The organism is Rhizobacter sp. P5_C2, from assembly GCF_054049715.1.
On the sequence record NZ_JBFULV010000060.1, the window covers coordinates 22879 to 44131 of the forward strand.

Here is a 21253-nt window from a genome sequence, read left to right on the forward strand (position 1 = left end):
GCCGATGTGTTTCAGAAAGTTTAGTGCAGTTCGCGGTGCAGCTCTTGCAGGGAAAGCACGACCAGATCGTCCTGGTGCTTCATGCCTTCGACCGCCGCTTCGCAGCCGGCCATGCTGGTGTAGTAGGTCACCCGGTTGGCCAGCGCCGCCTGGCGGATGTGGCGCGAATCGGCGATCGCCGTGCGCGTCTCGTCGACCGTCGTGAACACCAGCTGGATCTCGCCGGCCTTCACCATGTCGACGATGTGGGGGCGGCCGTCCTTCACCTTGTTGACCGCCTTCACCGGCACGCCGCCTTCGGCGATGGCCGCGGCCGTGCCCTTGGTCGCGACGACCTGGAAGCCGAGCGCGTGCAGGTCGCGCGCGACCACCACCGCACGTGCCTTGTCGCCGTTCTTCACGGTGATGCAGACGGTGCCGCGGTCAGGCAGCCGCGAGCCGGCGCCGAGCTGGCTCTTCAGCATCGCCTCGCCGAAGGTGCGGCCGGTGCCCATCACCTCGCCGGTGGAGCGCATCTCCGGGCCGAGGATCGGATCGACGCCGGGGAACTTGTTGAACGGGAACACCGCTTCCTTCACCGAGAAGTACGGCGGGATCACCTCGCGCGGCAGCTTGCCGTGGCGGTCCTTCTGGCTCGACAGCTTCTGGCCGACCATGCAGCGCGCGGCGATCTTCGCGAGCGCCTGGCCGGTGGCCTTCGAGACGAAGGGCACCGTGCGCGAGGCGCGCGGGTTGACCTCGAGCACGTAGACGACCGCATCGGCGCCCTCGCCCTGGATCGCGAACTGCGTGTTCATCAGGCCCTTGACCTTCAAGGCCTTGGCCATCAGCACCGTCTGGCGGCGCAGTTCATCCTGCAGCGCCTTCGGCAGCGAATACGGCGGCAGCGAACAGGCCGAGTCGCCCGAATGGATGCCCGCCTGCTCGACGTGCTCCATGATGCCGCCGATCATCACGTCTTCGCCGTCGCTGATGCAGTCGACGTCGACCTCGATCGCGTCGTCGAGGAAGCGGTCGAGCAGCACCGGCGATTTCTCCGACACCTTCACCGCCTCGCGCATGTAGCGCTCGAGGTCTTTCTCGCCGTGCACGATCTCCATCGCGCGGCCGCCCAGCACGTAGCTCGGGCGCACCACCAGCGGGTAGCCGATCTCGGCGGCCAGCGTCTTCGCGGCCTCTTCGGTGCGCGCGGTGCGGTTCGGCGGCTGCTTCAGGCCGAGCTCGTGCAGCAGCTTCTGGAAGCGCTCGCGGTCTTCGGCGATGTCGATGCTGTCGGGCGAGGTGCCGACGATCGGCACGCCGGCGCGCTCGAGGTCGAGCGCCAGCTTCAGCGGCGTCTGGCCGCCGTACTGCACGATCACGCCGACCGGCTTTTCCTTCGCGACGATCTCCAGCACGTCTTCCAGCGTCACCGGTTCGAAGTACAGGCGGTCGGAGGTGTCGTAGTCGGTCGACACCGTCTCGGGGTTGCAGTTGACCATGATGGTCTCGTAGCCGTCCTCGCGCATCGCGAGCGCGGCATGCACGCAGCAGTAGTCGAACTCGATGCCCTGGCCGATGCGGTTCGGGCCACCGCCCAGCACCATGATCTTCTTGCGATCGGTCGGCTCGGCCTCGCACTCCTCGTCGTAGGTCGAGTACATGTACGCGGTCTGCGTCGAGAACTCGGCGGCGCAGGTGTCGACGCGCTTGTAGACCGGGCGCACGTTCTGCGCCCAGCGGGCTTCGCGCACCTCGTGCTGGTGCGTGCCGAGCAGCTTGGCCAGGCGGCGGTCGGAGAAGCCCTTCTGCTTCAGGAAGCGAAGTTCCTCGGTCGACAGGCTCGCGACCGTGCGGCCGGCGAGCGCCTGCTCGAACTTGATCAGCTGCTGGATCTGCGCGAGGAACCAGGGATCGATCGCGGTCTCTTCGAAGACCTCCTGCAGGCTCATGCCGATGCGGAACGCGTCGCCGACGAACAGGATGCGCTCCGGGCCGGCCTCGCCGATCTCGGCAATGATCTCGTCGCGGTCTTCCTGCTTGCACGAGGTGCGCTCGGTCAGCCCGTCGATGCCGGTCTCGAGCCCGCGCAGCGCCTTCTGGAAACTCTCCTGGAAGGTGCGGCCCATCGCCATCACCTCGCCGACCGACTTCATCTGCGTCGTCAGGCGCGAATCGGCGGCCGGGAATTTCTCGAACGCGAAACGCGGGATCTTGGTGACGACGTAGTCGATGCTCGGCTCGAACGACGCCGGGGTCGCGCCGCCGGTGATGTCGTTGCGCAGCTCATCGAGCGTGTAGCCGATCGCCAGCTTGGCGGCGACCTTCGCGATCGGGAAGCCGGTGGCCTTCGAGGCCAGCGCCGACGAGCGGCTGACGCGCGGGTTCATCTCGATCACGACCATGCGGCCGTCAACCGGGTTGATCGAGAACTGCACGTTGGAGCCGCCGGTGTCGACGCCGATCTCGCGCAGGATCGCGATGCTCGCGTTGCGCAGCAGCTGGTATTCCTTGTCGCTCAGCGTCTGCGCCGGCGCGACGGTGATCGAGTCGCCGGTGTGGATGCCCATCGGGTCGAGGTTCTCGATCGAGCAGACGATGATGCAGTTGTCGGCGCGGTCGCGCACGACTTCCATCTCGTACTCTTTCCAGCCGATCAGGCTTTCCTCGATCAGCAGTTCCTTGGTGGGCGACAGGTCGAGGCCGCGCTTGCAGATCTCTTCGAACTCTTCCGGGTTGTAGGCGATGCCGCCGCCGGTGCCGCCGAGCGTGAAGCTCGGGCGGATCACCATCGGGAAGCCGGTGCCACCGATCTCGGCGGTGATGCGCTTCTGCACGGAGAGCGCTTCTTCCATCGAGTGGGCGATGCCCGAGCGCGCCGAATGCAGGCCGATGCCGGTCATCGCGTCCTTGAACTTCAGGCGGTCTTCCGCCTTCTCGATCGCCTTCTCGTTCGCGCCGATCATCTCGACGCCGTACTTCGCGAGCACGCCGTGCTTGTGCAGGTCGAGCGCGCAGTTCAGCGCGGTCTGGCCGCCCATCGTCGGCAGCACCGCATCGGGACGCTCCTTCGCGATGATCTTCTCGACCACCTGCCAGGTGATCGGCTCGATGTAGGTGACGTCGGCCATCTCCGGGTCGGTCATGATCGTCGCCGGATTGCTGTTGACGAGGATGACCTTGTAGCCCTCTTCGCGCAGCGCCTTGCAGGCCTGCGCGCCGGAGTAGTCGAACTCGCAGGCCTGGCCGATGATGATCGGACCGGCCCCGATGATGAGGATGGATTTGAGGTCGGCGCGCTTAGGCATTGTTCTTCTCCATCATGGCCGTGAAGCGGTCGAACAGGTAGCCGATGTCATGGGGTCCCGGGGAGGCCTCTGGATGGCCCTGGAAGCAGAAAGCGGGTTTGTCGGTGCGTGCCAGGCCCTGCAGCGTGCCGTCGAACAGGCTGACGTGCGTGGGGCGCAGGTTGGCAGGCAGGGTCTTCTCGTCGACCGCGAAGCCGTGGTTCTGGCTCGTGATGCTGACGCGGCCGTTGTCGAGGTCCTTCACCGGGTGGTTCGCGCCGTGGTGGCCGAACTTCATCTTGAAGGTCTTCGCGCCGGAGGCCAGCGCGAGGATCTGGTGGCCCAGGCAGATGCCGAAGGTCGGGATGCCGGTGTCGATCAGCGTGCGCGTCGCGGCGATCGCGTAGTCGCAAGGCTCGGGGTCGCCGGGGCCGTTGCTCAGGAAGATGCCGTCGGGCTGGTAGGCCAGCACGTCGGCAGCCGGGGTCTGCGCCGGCACCACGGTGACCTTGCAGCCGCGGGCCGCGAGCATGCGCAGGATGTTGCGCTTGACGCCGAAGTCGTAGGCCACCACGTGGAAGCGCGGATCCTTCAGCGTGCCGTAGCCCTCGCCGAGCGTCCACTCGGTCTCGGTCCAGTCGTAGGGCCTGGTCTCGCTGACCACCTTGGCCAGGTCGAGCCCGGCCATGCTGGGCGCGGCCTTGGCCTTCGCGATGGCGCCGTTGCGGATCTCGTCGGTCACCGCCTGGCCGACGGCCAGCGTGACGATGCAGCCGTTCTGCGCGCCGCGGGTGCGCAGCACGCGCGTCAGGCGGCGGGTGTCGATGTTGGCGATGGCGACCGTGCCTTCGCGTTGCAGGTACTGCGCCAGCGTCATCGTCTGGCGGAAGTTCGACGCGAGCAGCGGCAGGTCCTTGATGATCAGGCCGGCCGCGAACACGCGGTTGGCTTCCACATCTTCATCGTTGACACCGTAGTTGCCGATGTGCGGATAGGTCAGCGTGACGATCTGGCGGCAGTAGCTCGGGTCGGTCAGGATTTCCTGATAGCCGGTCAGCGCGGTGTTGAACACCACTTCGCCGATGGTCTCGCCAGGCGCGCCGATCGAGACGCCCTGAAAGACTGTTCCGTCCGCGAGTGCCAGCAGAGCCTGTCCTGGGTTTGTCAGCAGTTGAGGCGGCACACGTATCTCCGTTGGTGCGCGCCCAGCTCTGCTCTTCTCGAGCGTCGTACCGGGGAGAAAACTGGGGGAGTTTTCGACAGGAAACGGCGAGGGTTTCGCTGGGGCGGGCGGGTTGCAGGTAAACCGCGGGATTATAGACGAGCTTCGAGGGTTGACCCTGAGCGAAGCATGCAGCACACGAATGCGAGCGATTGCCGTGTGCAACGCGAGCGCAGCAGTCGGATTTGCGCTTCGTTGCGCGCCGATCGGCTCCGATAATGCGCGCTGATCCGACCTCTCACACCCAACAAGAAGGAGCCACACATGAAGGGCGACCCGAAAGTCATCGAACACCTGAACGCGCAGCTGAAGAACGAGCTCACCGCGATCAACCAATACTTCCTGCACTACCGGATGCTCAAGCACTGGGGCCTCGACAAGCTGGCCGCCAAGGAATACGCCGAGTCGATCGGCGAGATGAAGCATGCCGACAAGCTGATGACGCGCATCTTCACGCTCGACGGGCTGCCGAACCTGCAGGACCTGGGCAAGCTGATGGTCGGCGAAGACACCGTCGAGATCCTGCAGTGCGACCTGAAGTCCGAGCAAGGCGCGCAGGCCACCATCAAGGACGGCATCGCCCACTGCGAGACGGTGCGCGACTACGTCTCGCGCGACCTGCTGCAGGAAATCCTCGACGACACCGAGGAGCACATCGACTTCCTGGAGACGCAGCTCGACCTGGTCACCAAGGTCGGCCTGCAGAACTACCTCCAGTCACAAATGGGTGAAGTCGAAGGCTGAAGGAATTGACAGCCCCCACGTCGCTACGCTCCTGCCCCCCATGGGGGCTCAGCCGACTTGAGGCGGCTCGGCGCCGGCTGACGTGACCGATTCCTCGCACCCCCGCGGTGCGGGGATGTCCCCAAGCTTGAAGTGCGAATCGTTCTTGTTTAAGATGCACTCATCGGCCCTCGCTCGGCGGCCGGGAGTGCATCTGATGATCGTGTGTGTCTGCGAACGCGTTTCCGACCGGGACATCGAACGGCATGTCCGGGGTGGGTGCGACAGCTTCGACTCCCTGCAGCTGGAAACCGGCGTCGCCACCTGCTGCGGGCGCTGCGAAGACTGCGCGCGCGAGGTGTTCGAAACCTCCACTGCCGCACAAGGCGGGATGACCATCATCCCGCTGAAGATCGCCGCCTGACAGCAGCGACCCGGGCGCGGATCAGAGCGCCGCGATCCCTGCCTTCGCGATCTGCACGTCCTCGCTCGACTTCACCCCGCTGACCCCCACCGCACCGACACACTGGCCCTGCGCCACGATCGGCACGCCGCCCTCGAGCATGCCTTCCAGCGTGGGCGCGCTCAGGAAGGCGCTGCGGCCCTGGTTGATCATGTCCTCGTAGACCTTGCTCTCGCGGCGGCCGACCGCTGCGGTGCGGGCCTTGCCCGGGGCAATGTGCGACGAGATCGGCGCCGCGCCGTCCAGCCGCTGCAGCCACAGCAGGTGCCCGCCGTCGTCGACGATCGCGATCGTCACGGCCCACTGGTTCTTCAAGGCCTCGGCCTCGGCGGCGGCGGCGATGCGCTTCACGTCGTCGAGGGTCAACACGGGTTTGCTGTTCATGCGCAGGGGCAGGAGTTGGGAAAGCCGCACTGTAGTGCGACAGCGCCAGCGCGGCCAAGGCCCACGGACGCAGAACACCCCTGCGCCGGCGCAAACCAATGCAGCGCAGGGATCCATGTCATCCCATGTCAGTTGTTACCGGGAACTACAATGCGCCGTCCGGGTCCATACCCGTGGTTCGACTCTCTGGAGGATTCATGAACGACAACCTGCAAGCTGCCTACGGCGGCTACATCGGCTCGGTTCCGAGCGCTGAACAGCGCAACCGGGTCCTTCGCAACACTTACTGGATGCTGGCGCTGTCGATGGTGCCGACGGTCATCGGCGCCTGGGCCGGCATGGTCTTCGGGTTCGGCGACGCGGTGCGTGCCAGCCCGATCCTGAGCCTGGTGCTGTTCCTCGGCGGCTCGTTCGCGTTCTTCTACGCGATCGAGAAGACCAAGAACTCGTCGATGGGCGTGGTGCTGCTGCTGGCCTTCACGTTCTTCATGGGCCTGATGCTGTCGCTGACGATCGGGCGCGTGCTGGGCAGCTACAAGAACGGCGGCCAGCTGATCATGATGGCCTTCGGCGGCACCTCGGTGGTGTTCATCGCGATGGCCACGCTGGCCTCGACGATCAAGCGCGACATTTCCAGCTGGGGCAAGTTCCTGATGGTCGGCGTGATCGGCCTGATCGTCGCGAGCGTCGCCAACATCTGGCTGCAGATGCCGGCGCTGTCGCTGACCGTGTCGGCACTGGCGGTCGTGATCTTCTCGGCCTTCATGCTGTACGACCTGAAGCGCGTCGTCGACGGCGGCGAGACGAACTACGTGACCGCGACGCTCGCGATCTACCTGGACGTCTACAACGTCTTCGTCAGCCTGCTGAACATCCTCGGCATCTTCGGCGGCGACCGCGAATAAGCAGATCCGTTGACCGAACAAGGAAGGGGCCCTCGGGCCCCTTCTGCATTTTCGGCGCTGCCGATCAGTCCCGCTCGAAGACGGCCATGCTTTCGACATGCGCCGTGTGCGGGAACATGTTCACCGCGCCCGCCGCCGTGCAGCGGTAGCCGCCCTGGTGCACCAGCAGCCCGGCATCGCGCGCCAGCGTCGCCGGGTTGCAGCTCACGTAGACGATGCGCTTCGGCGGCACGTAGCCCGGTGCCGCCGCCGGATTCTCGTGCAGGTCCGCGATCGCCTTGGCCAGCGCGAACGCACCTTCGCGCGGCGGGTCGACCAGCCATTTCTCGGCATTGCCGTACCCAGCCAACTCGGCCGGCGTGATCTCGAACAGGTTGCGCGCGACGAACGAGGTCTTGTGCGCCAGCCCGTTGACCTGCGCGTTCTCGCGCGAGCGCGCGACCAGCGATTCGCTGCCCTCGATGCCGAGCACCTCGCGCGCCTGCGTCGCGATCGGCAGCGTGAAATTGCCGAGCCCGCAGAACCAGTCGATCACCCGCTCGTCCGGCCCGGCGGCGAGCAGCTTCAGCGCCCGCGACACCAGCACCTGGTTGATCTGGTGATTGGCCTGCGTGAAGTCGGTCGGCTTGAACGGCATCGTGATGCCGAATTCCGGCAGCCCGTAGGCGAGCGGCGGGCCGCCTTCATCGAGCAGGTGCACCGTGTCGGGCCCCTTGGGCTGCAGCCACCACTGGATGGAGTGCGCCGCCGCGAACTCGCGCAGCCGCTGCAGATCGCCTTCGCTCAGCGGCTCGAGGTGCCGCAGCACCAGGGCCGTGACCTCGCTGCCGATCGCCACCTCGATCTGCGGCAGCCGGTCGCGCTGGTCCATCGCGGTGATCAGCACGCGCAGCGGCAGCAGCAGGTCGCTCAGGTGGCGCGGCAGCACCTCGCAGCTGTCCATGTCGGCCACGTAGCTCGACTTGCGCTCGTGGAAGCCCACCAGCACCGTGCCCTTCTTGACGACGTGCCGCACCGACAGGCGCGCGCGGTAGCGGTAGCCCCAGGCCGGCCCTTCGATCGGCCGCAGCACGCGCTCGGCCTTCGTCTTGCCGAGGTGCCACAGCGCGTCTTCGAGCGCCCGCTGCTTGGTCGCGACCTGCGCGCCCACGTGGAAGTGCTGCATCTTGCAGCCGCCGCAGGTGCCGAAATGCCGGCAGCCGGGGGTCACGCGCTGCGAACTCTCGCGGCGCAGCGCCGTCATCGTCGCCTGTTCCCAGTTGTTCTTGCGGCGCCCCACGCTGACCTGGACCTGCTCACCGGGCAATGCGCCCTCGATGAACACCACCTTGCCTTCCGCGTTGTGCGCCACGCCTTGCGCTTCGAGGTCGAGGGATTCGACCGTCAGCCATTCATCTTGTGCTGTCATCTCGGGATTGTCTCAGGCCACGGCAGCATCCCGGATTGGCATCCGGGCTACGGGCCTGTAGCCCGGATGCCAATCCGGGATCGTCCTGCCGCCTAGAAGATCGAATCCCGGTCGATCCCGCTGCGCGCCATGCGGCGCTTCAGCTTGACCAGCGCCTCCTGCTGGATCTGCCGGATGCGCTCGCGCGTCAGGCCCAGCCGCTCGGCGAGCACCTCCAGCGTCTCGGGCTCGCGGTCGCGCAGGCCGTAGCGGCCCGACAGCACCTCGCGCTCGCGGTCGTTCAGCTCGTCGAGCCCGTGCTGCAGCAGCACGTCGATCTCGTGGTTCAGCGTCGTCGACAGCGGATCGCTCGCGCCCTCGTCGGCCACGCTGTCGATCATCGATTCGGAGTTCTCGCGGTCGATCGGCGCATCGAGCGAGGCCGGCAGCTCGGCGAACTTCAGCAGATCGCTGACCTCCTGCACCGGCCGCCCCACGCGCAACGCGATGTCCTCGACCCGCACCGGCTTGTCGGTGCCGTCGCCATGCAGGCCGTCGGCCTCGAGCGCGCGGCGGGCCTTCACCACATGGTTCAGCTCGCGCACCACATGCACCGGCAGCCGCACCAGCCGGGCCTGGTGCATGATCGCGCGCTCGATGCTCTGGCGGATCCACCACGACGAATAGGTCGAGAAGCGAAAACCGCGCTCCGGCTCGAACTTGCCGATCGCGTGCATCAGGCCGAGGTTGCCTTCCTCGATCAGGTCGGTCATCGGCAGGCCGCGGCCCAGGTAGTTCTTCGCGATGCTGACCACCAGCCGCAGGTTGCGCTCGATCATCAGCTGGCGCGCCGCGAAATCGCCGGCACGCGCCTTGGTCGCGGTGTCGAACTCTTCCTGCGGGGTCAGCAGCGGGGCGCGGCGGATGTCGCGCAGATAGGTCTGCAGCGTGTTGCCGACCTCGCCATCGCCGGCGGCGATCTCGATCACCGGGCGCGCATCGTCGGACGCTGCGTCGGCCTGTTCCCGCGGGTCGCCATCGGGCGGCGCTTCCGGGGGCTCGGCCGGCTCGCCCTGCGCATCACCCCCCCTCAGCACCGGCAGCGACGGCCTGACCGCGGCCTCCTGGCCCAGCGCATGCCCGTTCAGTGTGCTGCGCTTCTTGGCCATGCTGTTGCCCGGGCTGGAGGAAGGTGGGCCGCGCGTCAGCGCGGCGGCAGGAGCTTGGCCGGATCGATCGGCCTGCCGAGTTTGCGGATCTCGAAATGCAGCAGCACCCGGTCGGAATCGGTGGTGCCCATCTCGGCGATCTTCTGGCCGCGGCGCACGGTCTGGTCTTCCTTGACCAGCAGCGCCTGGTTGTGCGCGTAGGCCGTCAGGAAGGTGCTGTTGTGTTTCAGGATCACGAGGTTGCCGTAGCCGCGCAGGCCGGACCCGGCATAGACCACGCGGCCGTCGGCCGCGGCCAGCACCGGATCGCCGGCCTTGCCGGAGATCGACAGGCCCTTGCTGCGCACGTCGTCGAAGCCGGTCACCACCGGGCCGGCGGCCGGCCACTGCCAGTTGATGTCGTCGTCATCGCGCGGCGTGGCCGTTGCCGCGGGGGCCACCGCGACCGGCGTCGAGGCCGTCGACACCCCCGCCGCACCCGAGGCCCCCGAAGCAGCCCGCGGCGCATCGAGCGGCTTCACGTCGATCTTCGCGGCGGTCACGCCGCGCGTGGCCACCGCGTTCGGGTCGGCACCCGGCGGCACGACGCGCAGCACCTGGCCGACCTCGATGACGTTCGGGTTGTCGAGGTTGTTCCACTTGATCAGGTCTTTCCAGTTCTGGCCGGTCTCGAGCCCGACACGGATCATCGTGTCGCCTGGTTTCACCGTGTAGAAGCCGGGTTTGCCGGCGTTCTCGGCGCCCGGCAGCGGCTTCACGCCGTCCGGCGTGACGAGTGGTGGCGCAGGCGTCGCGATCGGCGTGCCCTGCGACCCACCCGCCGTCGTGACCGGCGCCCGGATGCCGCCGCGATCCTCGACCGGCGCCTTGACCTTCGGCGACGAGCAGGCCGCGAGCGCGAGCGCCGCCAGCACGATGGCGATCGATCGCGGACTGATCGAACGGCGGCGCGCTGCCGCGGGAATCGGGGTGCTTGCCATCAATGCCACTGTCATCAATCCGTTCCTGATTTTAGGGGGACGAACAACACGGCCTCATGGACCGTGCGCTCGTAGCCACCCTCTGTTCTGTCGACCACCACCAGCACCTGGCCCTGCCCTGCAGCCCGCTGCACCGGGGCCACCAGGCGGCCGCCGACGGCCAGTTGATCGAGCCAGGCCTGCGGCAGGTTGTCGCCGCCGGCGGCCGAAATGATGCTGTCATACGGCGCGTTCGGCGGGTGGCCCCGCATCCCGTCACCATACACCAGCCGGATGTCCGTCAAGCGCAGCGGCGCCAGCAACTCGCGCGCCTTGTCGTGCAGCGGCTTGAGCCGCTCCACCGACAGCACCTGCCGCGACAGCTGCGCCAGCACCGCCGCCTGGTAGCCGCAGCCGGTGCCGATCTCGAGCGTGCGGCCCAGCGTGCGGCGCGTGCGCGCGGCGGGGCTCGCCATCAGCAGCTCGATCATGCGGGCCACCACCGACGGCTTCGAGATGGTCTGCCCGAGCCCGATCGGCAGGCTGGTGTCTTCGTAGGCCTGGTTGACCAGCGCCGTGTCGACGAAGGCATGACGCGGCACGCGGGCCATCGCGCCGAGCACCAGCTCGTCGCGCACGCCGCCGCTGCGCAGCCGGTCGACCATGCGCTGGCGCACGCCGGCTGAATCGAGGCCGAGGCCGGTCGGCACCACACGCTGCGTGGCGGCCATCGCCGCCTGCTGCACCGGCCGCTGCGGCCGCAGCACCTCGCGGCCCTTGGCCGGCGGCGTGAGCCGATCGAGTTGCAGCGGGAACTTCGGTCGCTTCGGTGCTTCGCTCATGCACCCACCGCTTGCGACCACTGCCGCCACGCGGGCAACCGGGCATGGTCGGTCAGGTCGACCTGCAGCGGCGTGATCGACACGCAGCCGTCGGCGGTGGCATGGAAATCGGTGCCCTCGCCCGCTTCGCGCACGTCGCCGGCCGGCCCGATCCAGTAGATCGGCTCGCCGCGCGGGTTCTGCTGGCAGACCACCGGCTCGCTCGCATGGCGGCGGCCCAGCCGCGTGATGCGGCGCGGCAGCTCGATCGCGTCGGGCCGGTTCGGGATGTTGACGTTGAGCAGCCAGGCGCCGGGCGCAGGCGGGTTCGCGAGCACCTGCTCGACCAGCGAGCGCGCGAAGCGCGCCGCGGCATCGACCTGCCCCCAGCCCTTCTCGACCTGCGAGAACGCGATCGCCGGGATGCCGAACAGGAAGCCTTCCATCGCGGCCGCGACGGTGCCGGAGTACAGCGTGTCGTCGCCCATGTTGGCGCCGTTGTTGATGCCCGACAGCACCAGGTCGGGCTTGTGCTCGAGCAGCCCGGTCAGCGCGATGTGGACGCAATCGGACGGCGTGCCGTTGATGTAGCGGAAGCCGTTGGCCGCGGTGAAGGCCGACAGCGGCCGGTGCAGCGTCAGCGAGTTCGAGGTGCCGCTCGCGTTCTGCTCCGGGGCCACCACGTCGATCTCGCCGAGCCCTTCGCAGGCCTTCACCAGGGCCGCGAGGCCGGGGGCGAGGTAGCCGTCGTCGTTGGCGATCAGAATGCGCATCGGGCGATTGTAGGACTCGTCACCTGCGCGACGCGCGCACGCGACTCGCCTGCCTATCATTCGGCGACCCCAAGGAGACATGACGATGCAAGCCTGGTTGTGCGAGAACCCCATCGGCCCTGAAGCGCTGACCTGGAAAGACCTGCCGACGCCGCAGCCGGCCGCCGGCGAGGTGCGCGTCGCGATCCGCGCCGCGAGCCTGAACTTTCCGGACCTGCTGATCGTCCAGAACAAGTACCAGATCAAGCCGCCGCTGCCCTTCGTGCCCGGCGCCGAGTACGCCGGCGTGGTCGAGGCCGTCGGCGAAGGCGTCAGGCATTTGAAGGTCGGCGATGCGGTGGCCGCGTTCGCCGGCACCGGCGGCTTCGCGACGCACGCCTGCGTGAACGCCGCGCTGCTGATGCCGCTGCCACCGGGTTTCGCATTCGAAGATGCGGCCGCGTTCCTGTGCACCTACGGCACCACGCACCATGCGCTGATGGACCGCGCGGCGCTGCAGCCCGGCGAGACCGTGCTGGTGCTCGGCGCAGCGGGTGGCGTCGGCAGCGCGGCGATCCAGATCGCGAAGGCAGCGGGCGCACGCGTGATCGCCGCCGCGTCCACCGACGAGAAGTGCAGCTTCTGCAAGCAGCTCGGTGCCGACGAGACCATCAACTACAGCCGCGGCCAGTTGCGCGAGGAGCTGAAGGCGCTGACGCAAGGCAAGGGCCCCGACGTGGTCTACGACCCGGTCGGCGGCGACCTGGCCGAGCCGGTGTTCCGCTCGATCGCCTGGCGCGGCCGCTACCTGGTGATCGGTTTCGCGCAAGGCGGCATCCCGGCGCTGCCGCTGAACCTGGCGCTGCTGAAGGGCGCGTCCATCGTCGGCGTCTTCTGGGGCGAATTCGCCCGTCGCGAACCGAAGAACAACGCCCGCGCGCTGGCCGAACTGGCCGGCTGGTATGCGCAGGGCAAGATCAAGCCGGCGATCGACCGCACGCTGCCGATGAGCGGTCTGTCGGATGCCTTCGCCCGCATGGGCAGCCGGCAGGTGCAGGGCAAGATCGTGCTCGTGAACGCCTGACGGCTTGAACGCCGGAGGGCCCCCCCTTCACCCGGGGGGCCTGCCGTGCGGCACACGGCTGGACACAGTTTGCGCGGGGTCGAGTGCGCTACGATGCAGGACGCGCCCCGCGTCCCCTCCGTTCACCCCCGGCACCATGGCATGGCAATCAAGGTCCTGATCGTTGAAGACAATCCCGTTGCGCGCAGCTTCCTGTGCCGCGTGGTGCGCGAAAGCTTCAGCGACACGATCGCCATCACCGAGGCCGGCGACCTCGAGAGCGCGCGCCGCCACATCGGCCTGCCCGACCGCCAGAAGATCGACGCGCCCACCGATCCGTTCAAGCTGATCCTGGTCGACCTCGAACTGCCCGACGGCAACGGCATGGAGCTGCTGGCCGAACTGGCCCGCTACCCGGCCACCAAGATCGTCACCACGCTCTACTCCGACGACGACCACCTGTTCCCCGCGCTCCAATGCGGTGCCGACGGCTACCTGCTGAAGGAAGACCGCTTCGAGGTGCTGGTCGAAGAACTGCAGAAGATCGTGCGCGGCCAGCCGCCGCTGTCGCCGGCCATCGCGCGGCGCCTGCTCGGCCACTTCCGCCAGGGCCCCGGCGGCATGGGTGGGCTGTCCGAGCCGGCACCGTCGGGCTTCCAGAGCAGCCGCCCGATGCCGCTCGGCCGCGGCGCACCGCTCGACCACGAGCGCCTGACCCCGCGCGAGAGCGAGGTGCTGACCTACCTCAGCAAGGGCTTCACGATCAAGGAGATCGCGAACCTGATGGGCATCAAGTGGTTCACGGTCAACGACCACATCAAGTCGATCTACAAGAAGCTCAACGTGTCCAGCCGTGCCGAAGCGGCCGTGCTGGCCAGCAAGCAAGGCCTGGTCTAGGGTCAACGGCCCTGCGGGGCTGACAACGCATGGACACCCCCGCGTCACGGCCGGCGAGCCTGCACACCGATTCCGCACTCGATTCCGGGCTGATCGACCACGCGCTCGGCGATGACCAGCGCCTGTCACGCTGGATGGGCTGGCGGCTGCGCCTGCTGGTGGTGGCCGCGCTGCTCGGCTGCGTGGCGCTGGTGATGACGGCGCGCTGGCTGGCCGCGCAGCCGCACCTGCCGGCCGACTGGCGCGTCGGCGCGCAAGGCGAGATCGAACTGGTGCACACCGACGACGCGGCGCTGAAGCCGCTCGAAGGCCGCGCGCTGGTCGGCCTGCTGAACGACAACGGGCAAGTTGCGATCGTCGACGGCTTGGCGCTGCAGCGCTCGCCGCGCTGGATCACGAACGATGCGCAGCGCGAGCGCCACCTCGACCAGCACCAGCAGGTCGCCGCGGTGATGGGCGGCAGTGCGGTGCGGGTCTTCTTCATCGGTGGGCGGCAGGTCGAGCTGGCGCTGCAGCCGCGCGGGCTCACGCGGCTGGGCATGATGTTCTGGGTGCTGTCGGCGCTGAGCCTGACGCTGTACCTGGTGGCGATGGTGGTGCTGCTGGCCAAGCCGTCGATGCGCAACCTGCTGTATGCCGTGGCCTCGCTGTGCCAGGCCGGCAGCCTCGCCTTCATGGCGGTCGAGTCGACGCTGCAGCTCGGGCTGCCGCTCGGCTTCCTGCGCTGGGACCTGCCGCTGCGCCTGGCCTTCGACCTGCTCACGGCCGCCGCGCTGGTGCACGCCGCTTATCCGGCACAGCAACCACCGGCCGGCGGGCGGCGCATCGCATGGGCCGGCTGGGGCATCGCGCTGCTGCTGGCGATGCTGTGCGCCGGCGGATCGCTGCGCGGCGCGTGGTGGTGGGCGCAGGGTGGCGTCCTGCTGCTGGGGCTGGCGGCACTCGGGCTGCTGAGCTGGTGGTACCGGCGCGAGCCGCATCCGTTCGCGGTCGTGATGCGCCGCTTCGGCGTGATGGCGATCAGCACCTGGGTGCTGCTGTCGATCGCCATCGCCGCGGGTCACCGGCTGYCGTCGGTGCAGCAGCAGATGACCAACATCGGCCCGGCGATCTGGTACGTGTTCTTCGCGTCGCTGCTGCTGCTGGTGCCGTTCCTGTCGAAATCGCAGCAGGTGATGCGCGAGTTCTCGCTGCTCGCGGCCGTCAGCACCATCGCGACCTCGCTCGACCTGCTGTTCGTCGCGGTGTTCTCGCTCGGCCAGTTCGCGTCGGTGACGCTGGCGCTGTTCCTGTCGCTGGGCATCTATTCGGGCGCGCGGCAGTGGATCCTGAACCAGCTGCTCGGCAGCAACGTGCTGACCACCGAGCGCATGTTCGAGAAGCTCTACCGCATGGCGCGCGAGGTCGAGACGCACCCCGAGCGCGCGTCCGACATGCTGATGCAATTGCTGCGCGAGCTGTTCGAGCCGATGGAGGCGGTGGTGGTCGAGAAAGCGACGCGCAGCGCGCGCGTGGCCGGCGACGGCTCGACGCTGGTGGTGCCGGTGCCGCAGCTGCCGGGCGTCGGCGACGGCCTGCCGTGCTCGGTGGTGCTGCGCTTCGCGCACCGCGGGCGGCGGCTCTTCACGTCGGAAGACGCGCGGCTGGCCGAGCGCATCCTCGAGCAGCTGCGGCGGGCGATCGCGTTCGACAAGGCCGTGGAGCAAGGCCGCAGCGAGGAGCGGCTGCGCCTCGCACAAGACCTGCACGACGACATCGGCGCGCGGCTGCTGACGCTGATGTACAAGGCGCAGTCGCCCGAGATGGAAGAGTACGTGCGGCACACGCTGCAGGACCTGAAGACGCTGACGCGCGGGCTCGCCGCGCCGAACCACCCGCTGTCGCATGCCGCCGCCGAATGGAAGGCCGACCTGACGCAGCGCCTGACCGCGGCGCACATCGAGCTCGGCTGGAACCTGACCTTCGACCGCGACATCTCGCTGACCGTGGTGCAGTGGTCGGCGCTGACGCGCGTGATGCGCGAACTGGTCAGCAATGCGATCGCGCATGCGAAGGCACGCCGCGTCGACATCGAGTTCCACCTGCTGCAGGACGGGCTCGAGCTGACCATCACCGACAACGGCATCGGCCGCACCCCGCAGGCCTGGGCGCACGGGCTCGGTCTGGGCGGCGTGCGCAAGCGGGTGAAGCAGCTGGGCGGCGAGGTCGAGTGGAAAGAGGCCGGCGCGGTCGGGATCCGCTGCCGGGTCACGATACGGCAGCTGACCGAGAGGCACTGACGGCGGGCCGCTACCGGTCCGCGGTGAGCCGCCCCGCGCCGCGTCGCCCCTCGATCAGTTCGAAGAGGCCCATGCCCGCGAGCATCGCGGCGACGAACACCAGCGCCTTGAACTCGCCCATGCCGAGCGCGACCAGCCCCGGCCCCGGGCAGAAGCCGGCGAGGCCCCAGCCGATGCCGAACAGCAGGCTGCCGAGCACCAGGACGCGCATCACAGCGCGCCCCCGACAGGGGTCAGCACATGCCGGACCACGAACACCACGGCGAACCCGGCGGCCATGAACACGGTCGTAGCGCCTGCCCGAGCGGGCCGTCGAGCAGCGCATCGGCCTGCGCGAAGCTGCCGACGGCGAACGGGAAATCGACCAGCCCGAACTCCTTGACGATGCCGGCCAGCGAGGTCGTCGCCGGGGCCGACATCCTCCACGCTGCTGCGGAAGCGGGCCGCCTGAAGCAGGCCTTCGAGGGCTCGGCGCAGGCCGTTCGCTGTGCTAGGGTGCGGCCTCATGACCGCCGACCTCCCCGCGGACCCCTCCCTGCACGTTGAAGCGCGCTTCCGCCTGCTCGTCGAGAGCGTGCGGGACTACGCCATCTTCATGCTCGACATCCACGGCCGGGTCGTCACCTGGAACGCCGGTGCGGAGCGTTTCAAGGGCTACCGGGCGAACGAGATCATCGGCCAGCACTTCTCGCGCTTCTACCCGCCCGAAGCCCTGGCGCGCGGCCTGCCCGCGCACGAACTCGAGGTGGCGCAGGCCGCCGGCAGCTTCGAGGACGAAGGCTGGCGCGTCAGGAAGGACGGTTCGCAGTTCTGGGCGAACGTCGTCATCACCGCGATGCGCGCGCCCGACGGGCGGCTCGTCGGCTTCGCCAAGGTCACGCGCGACCTGACGCAGCGGCGCGGCCATGAAGAGGCCTTGCGCCGCAGCGAGGAGCGCTTCCGGCTGCTGGTCGAGGGCGTATCCGACTACGCCATCTTCATGCTCGATGCCAACGGCATGGTCGCCACCTGGAACGTCGGCGCGCAACGCATCAAGGGCTACGCGGCCGCCGAGATCATCGGCCGGCACTTCTCGGTCTTCTATCCGCGCGAAACGCGCGAGAGCGGCTGGCCCGACCACGAGTTGCTGGTGGCGACCGAGAAGGGAAGCTTCATCGACGAAGGATGGCGGGTGCGCCAGGACGGCTCGATGTTCTGGGCCAACGTCACCATCACCGCGTTGCGCGACGACGACGGCCGGCTGCTCGGCTTCGCCAAGCTGACCCGCGACCTCACCGAACGCCGGGACGCCGCGGCCGCCGAGCTCGCCAGCCGGCAGCGCGACGAACTGCTGCAGGCCGAGCGCAGCGCCCGCATGGAGGCGCAGCGCGCGACGCGCGTCAAGGACGAATTCCTGGCCACGCTGTCGCATGAACTGCGCACGCCGCTCAGCGCCATCCTCGGCTGGACCCAGGTGCTGCGCCGGGCCGAAAAAACGGGCACGCCCGTCGATCTGGCACGCGCCATCGACGTGATCGATCGCAACGCGCGGGCCCAGGTCAAGCTGATCGACGACCTGCTCGACCTGAGCCGCATCATGGCCGGCAAGATCCGGCTCGATGCGCAGCAGGTGCCGTTGCTGGAGGTCGTGCAGGCGGCCGTCGATTCGGCCCGACCCGCCGCCGAGGCCAAGGACATCCGCCTGGCGACCCGGCTCGACCCGGACGCACCGACCGTGCGCGGGGACAGCAGCCGCCTGCAGCAGGTGGTGTGGAACCTGCTCACCAACGCGATCAAGTTCACGCCGCAGGGCGGGCAGGTGCAGGTCGCGCTGCAGCGCAACGGCCAGCGGCTGGCGCTGAGCGTCACCGACAACGGCATCGGCATCCCGGCGAGCTTTCTGCCGCAGGTGTTCGACCGCTTCTCGCAGAACGACAGCTCGACGACGCGGGCCTTCGGCGGCCTGGGCCTGGGGCTGGCGATCTGCCGGCAGCTGGTGGAGGTGCACGGCGGCACGATCCGGGCGACCAGCGCCGGCGAGGGCCACGGCGCCAGCTTCGTGGTCGACCTGCCGGTCTCGCATGCGCAACTGGAAGCCGAGGAGGCGCAGCGCGTGCAATCGGTGGATTCGGTGCCAACGGTGGAAGAGGCCGCGCCGGCCGCGGACCTGCCCGCCCTGCCTCGGCTCGGCGGGGTGCATGCCTTCATCATCGACGACGAGCCCGATGCGCGCGACCTGCTGCAGCGCGTGTTCGAGGACCAGGGCGCGCAGGTGACGCCCTTCGCGTCGGCGCAGCAGGCACTGGCGGGGCTGGAGCGGGCCCGCCCGGCCGTCATCGTCAGCGACATCGGCATGCCGACGATGGACGGCTACCAGTTCATGCGCGCGCTGCGTGCGAGCGAGACGCGCCACGAGCGCATTCCGGCGCTGGCGCTGACGGCCTTCGCGCGCGCCGAGGACCGCAAGAAGTCACTGCTCGCGGGCTACCAGGCCCACCTGGCGAAGCCGTTCGACGTGACCGAGCTGGTGCTGGTGGTGGCGAATCTGGTCGGGCGCTGAGCGCCGGGCACGCGCTCCGCCGCCACCCTCACCCGGCGCGCGTCGCTGCGGGCCGACCCGAGCGGCCCGCCAGCTTGCGCAGCCCCTGCACGGCATCATCGACATAGGAGATGACGGCCGGGATCACCAGCAAGCTCAGAAGCGTCGAGGAGACCAGGCCGCCGATCACGACGATGGCCATCGGCGCCCGGAAACTCGGATCGCCCCCCCAGCCGAACGCCAAGGGCAGCATGCCGGCACCCGTCGCGATGCTCGTCATCGCGATGGGGCGGGCGCGCTTGCGGCAGGCATCGATGATCGCGTCGGCGCGGCTCAGCCCGTGTTGCTCGCGGGCGATGACGGCATAGTCCACCAGCAGGATCGAGTTCTTCGTCGCGATGCCCATCAGCATGATCAGGCCGATCATCGACGGCATCGACATCGACGACCCGGTGACGTACAGCGCCAGGAATGCGCCCGGCACCGACAGCACCAGCGCCGCGAGGATGGTCACCGGCTGCACGAAGTCCTTGAACAGCAGCACCAGCACGGCATAGATGCACAGCACGCCCGTGAGCATGGCCATGCCGAACCCGTAGGCCAGCTCGGCCATGTCCTCGGCGTCGCCGCTCGCGCTGTGCTTCACCCCTTGCGGCAGCTGCCGCAGGCTCGGCAGCGCCAGCGCAGCCTGCTCCACCTCGCCCAGCGGCCGGCCGTTCAACTCGACCTCGATGTTGATGTTGCGGCTGCGGTCGTGGCGGGCGATCCGGGCCGGGCCGCTGGCCACCTCGAGCGACGCGACGTTCTCCAGCGCGACCGGCCCCTGGGCGCCCGGTACGCGCAGTTGTCCGAGCGTGTCGATGTCCTGCCGCGCCGCGCCTGCCAGCTTCACCACCACGGGTACCTGCCGCTCGCCGAGGTTGAGCCGCGCGAGCTCCTGCTCGTGGTCGCCCGCCGTCGCCACGCGCAGCGTCTCGGCGATCGCGGACGACGTGACGCCCAGGTCGGCGGCACGCGCGAAGTCGGGGCGCACCACCAGTTCCGGCTGCACCAGACCGGCGGTCGAGGTGACGGCGCCGATGCCGGGGATCGTCCGCAACTCGCGCTCCACCCGTGCGGCCGCCTGGCCCAGTGCGCGGCCGTCGTCACCGGCGAGCACCATCACGTAGTTCTCGCCGGAACCGCCGACGTTGACACGCGCGCCGGGCAAACCCGCCAAGGCCACTCGCAGTTGCTGCTCGATCTGCTGCTGGCTCAGGCCGGAGCGGTCGCTGCGGTGCGACAGCTTCACCGTCAGCACCGCGTTGCGCACGTTGCCGGCCACCGGGCCGTCGTCGCCCGGCCCCGAATCGCTGCTGCTGCCCCCGACCGCCGTGTAGATGGTGCGGGCGTGCGGGTTGCGACGCACGATCTCGCGCGCTTGCTCGGCCAGGGCCAGGGTGTCGTCGAGCAGGCTGCCGGGCGGGAGGGTCAGCGACACCTGGGTCTGCGCCTCGTCATCGGGCGGGATGAACGAGCCCGGCAACGTGGACGCGAGCAACAGCCCGAGACCGAAGAACACGCACGCCACCCCGAGCGTGAGCCCGCGGTAGCGCAGGCACCAGCGCGCCCAGCGGAGGTAGGTGGACATCCAGCGGGGCTCGGCTTCGCCCTGCTCCTTCGGTGCCCTCAGCACCCAGGCGGCCATCATCGGGGTGAGCATGCGTGCAACGACCAGCGAGAAGAACACGGCGATGGCCGCCGTCCAGCCGAACTGCACGAAGAACTTGCCGACGACGCCCCCCATGAAAGCGGTGGGCAGGAAGACGGCGATGAGCGTGAAGGTCGTGGCGATGACCGCCAGCCCGATCTCGTCGGCAGCCTCCATCGCCGCCCGGTAGGGGCTCTTGCCCATGCGCAGGTGGCGGGAGATGTTCTCGACCTCCACGATGGCGTCGTCCACCAGCACGCCGATCACCAGCGACAGCGACAGCAGCGTCACCGTGTTGAGCGTGAAGCCCAACAGGTGCATCGCCGCGAACGTCGGGACGATGGACAGCGGCAAGGCCACCGCCGCCACGAAGGTCGAGCGCCAGTCGCGCAGGAACACGAACACGACCAGCACCGCCAGGGCCGCACCCTCGTAGAGCAGGCCCATCGAACCCTCGTAGTTCTCCCGGACCGGATCGATGGCGTTCACGGCCTCGACCACCTCGATGCCAGGATGAGCGGCCTTCAGCTCCTGCAGCGCGCTGCGCACGCCGGCAGCCACCTCCAGCTCACCCGCTCCACGTGAGCGCGCGACCTCGAAGCCGACCACCGGCCTGCCGTCGAGCAAGGCCGCGGACCGCGGTTCGGCGCTGCCGTCGACCACGGTCGCGACCTGGTCGAGCCGGATGGGCCGGCCGTCGCTCAACACGAGTTCGACGGCGGCCAGTTCCTCGGCCGACTGCACCGTGGCCACGG

At 68.8% G+C, this 21253-nt stretch carries 16 protein-coding genes and 2 pseudogenes; 7 read left to right on the forward strand and 11 right to left on the reverse strand.

From position 1 onward, the window contains the following. Nucleotides 1–20: 20 nt before the first annotated feature. Together carB and carA are read right to left on the reverse strand one after the other, a co-directional pair. Nucleotides 21–3287 carry a carbamoyl-phosphate synthase large subunit gene (gene carB / locus ACXJLU_RS21120; RefSeq protein ID WP_457334331.1) on the reverse strand — a complete coding sequence of 1089 codons (3267 nt, stop codon included), beginning with the start codon at nt 3285–3287 and terminating at the stop codon, nt 21–23. Then, the gene (gene carA / locus ACXJLU_RS21125; protein WP_457334356.1) at nt 3280–4437 is read right to left on the reverse strand and encodes a glutamine-hydrolyzing carbamoyl-phosphate synthase small subunit; all 1158 of its coding nucleotides are present in this window, start codon (nt 4435–4437) and stop codon (nt 3280–3282) included. The genes carB and carA overlap by 8 nt, the downstream gene beginning before the upstream one ends. Nucleotides 4438–4752: 315 nt before the next feature. Between carA and bfr the strand changes: the two genes are divergently transcribed. After that, nucleotides 4753–5232 carry a bacterioferritin gene (gene bfr / locus ACXJLU_RS21130; RefSeq protein WP_457334333.1) on the forward strand — a complete coding sequence of 160 codons (480 nt, stop codon included), beginning with the start codon at nt 4753–4755 and terminating at the stop codon, nt 5230–5232. 196 nt (nt 5233–5428) lie between these two features. Continuing rightward, entirely contained in the window at nt 5429–5635 is a 207-nt protein-coding gene (locus tag ACXJLU_RS21135; protein WP_457334335.1) for a (2Fe-2S)-binding protein, read from the forward strand. A gap of 21 nt (nt 5636–5656) precedes the next feature. On the opposite strand, the gene ACXJLU_RS21140 is transcribed toward ACXJLU_RS21135, so the two are convergent. Then, nucleotides 5657–6058: a GlcG/HbpS family heme-binding protein gene (locus ACXJLU_RS21140; protein WP_073465296.1), complete on the reverse strand. Its 402-nt coding sequence runs from the start codon at nt 6056–6058 to the stop codon at nt 5657–5659. Between the two features lie 197 nt (nt 6059–6255). On the opposite strand from ACXJLU_RS21140, the gene ACXJLU_RS21145 reads away from it, so the two are divergent. Next, nucleotides 6256–6963, forward strand: a complete 708-nt coding sequence (locus ACXJLU_RS21145; protein WP_457334337.1) for a Bax inhibitor-1/YccA family protein — start codon at nt 6256–6258, stop codon at nt 6961–6963. 64 nt (nt 6964–7027) lie between these two features. On the opposite strand, the gene rlmD is transcribed toward ACXJLU_RS21145, so the two are convergent. The 5 genes from rlmD to surE all read right to left on the reverse strand — a co-directional run bounded on the left by rlmD (nt 7028) and on the right by surE (nt 12072). Continuing rightward, nucleotides 7028–8371 (reverse strand): 23S rRNA (uracil(1939)-C(5))-methyltransferase RlmD, encoded by a 1344-nt coding sequence (gene rlmD / locus ACXJLU_RS21150; protein WP_457334339.1) that lies wholly within the window; start codon nt 8369–8371, stop codon nt 7028–7030. A 92-nt stretch (nt 8372–8463) separates the two neighbouring features. Next, complete coding sequence (gene rpoS, locus ACXJLU_RS21155) at nt 8464–9519, reverse strand: RNA polymerase sigma factor RpoS (protein WP_457334341.1); 1056 nt, start codon at nt 9517–9519, stop codon at nt 8464–8466. A 35-nt stretch (nt 9520–9554) separates the two neighbouring features. Continuing rightward, on the reverse strand, nt 9555–10499 hold the full coding sequence (locus tag ACXJLU_RS21160; protein ID WP_457334343.1) for a peptidoglycan DD-metalloendopeptidase family protein: 945 nt from the start codon (nt 10497–10499) through the stop codon (nt 9555–9557). 14 nt (nt 10500–10513) lie between these two features. Then, a complete protein-coding gene (locus tag ACXJLU_RS21165) occupies nt 10514–11320 on the reverse strand; it encodes a protein-L-isoaspartate(D-aspartate) O-methyltransferase (protein ID WP_073465291.1) in 807 nt (268 codons plus the stop codon). After that, entirely contained in the window at nt 11317–12072 is a 756-nt protein-coding gene (surE, locus tag ACXJLU_RS21170; protein WP_457334345.1) for a 5'/3'-nucleotidase SurE, read from the reverse strand. The genes ACXJLU_RS21165 and surE overlap by 4 nt, the downstream gene beginning before the upstream one ends. Nucleotides 12073–12157: 85 nt before the next feature. Between surE and ACXJLU_RS21175 the strand changes: the two genes are divergently transcribed. The 3 genes from ACXJLU_RS21175 to ACXJLU_RS21185 all read left to right on the forward strand — a co-directional run bounded on the left by ACXJLU_RS21175 (nt 12158) and on the right by ACXJLU_RS21185 (nt 16290). Beyond that, nucleotides 12158–13135 (forward strand): NADPH:quinone oxidoreductase family protein, encoded by a 978-nt coding sequence (locus ACXJLU_RS21175; protein WP_457334347.1) that lies wholly within the window; start codon nt 12158–12160, stop codon nt 13133–13135. A 141-nt stretch (nt 13136–13276) separates the two neighbouring features. Next, entirely contained in the window at nt 13277–14011 is a 735-nt protein-coding gene (locus ACXJLU_RS21180; protein WP_073465289.1) for a LuxR C-terminal-related transcriptional regulator, read from the forward strand. A gap of 29 nt (nt 14012–14040) precedes the next feature. Further along, a complete protein-coding gene (locus tag ACXJLU_RS21185; protein ID WP_457334349.1) occupies nt 14041–16290 on the forward strand; it encodes a sensor histidine kinase in 2250 nt (749 codons plus the stop codon). Nucleotides 16291–16300: 10 nt separating this feature from the next. Here the strand turns inward: ACXJLU_RS21185 and ACXJLU_RS21190 are convergent. After that, nucleotides 16301–16504 (reverse strand): annotated as a pseudogene (locus tag ACXJLU_RS21190) (DUF6691 family protein); the annotation flags it as partial. Nucleotides 16505–16580: 76 nt separating this feature from the next. Further along, nucleotides 16581–16712: pseudogene (locus tag ACXJLU_RS21195) on the reverse strand (TRAP transporter substrate-binding protein); the annotation flags it as partial. A gap of 83 nt (nt 16713–16795) precedes the next feature. Between ACXJLU_RS21195 and ACXJLU_RS21200 the strand changes: the two are divergent. Then, nucleotides 16796–18829, forward strand: coding sequence for a PAS domain-containing hybrid sensor histidine kinase/response regulator (locus ACXJLU_RS21200; RefSeq protein WP_457334351.1), 2034 nt, complete (start codon nt 16796–16798; stop codon nt 18827–18829). Between the two features lie 28 nt (nt 18830–18857). Here the strand turns inward: ACXJLU_RS21200 and ACXJLU_RS21205 are convergent. Next, nucleotides 18858–21253, reverse strand: a 2396-nt coding sequence (locus tag ACXJLU_RS21205; protein ID WP_457334353.1) for an efflux RND transporter permease subunit, incomplete at its 5' end; no start/stop codon positions are given.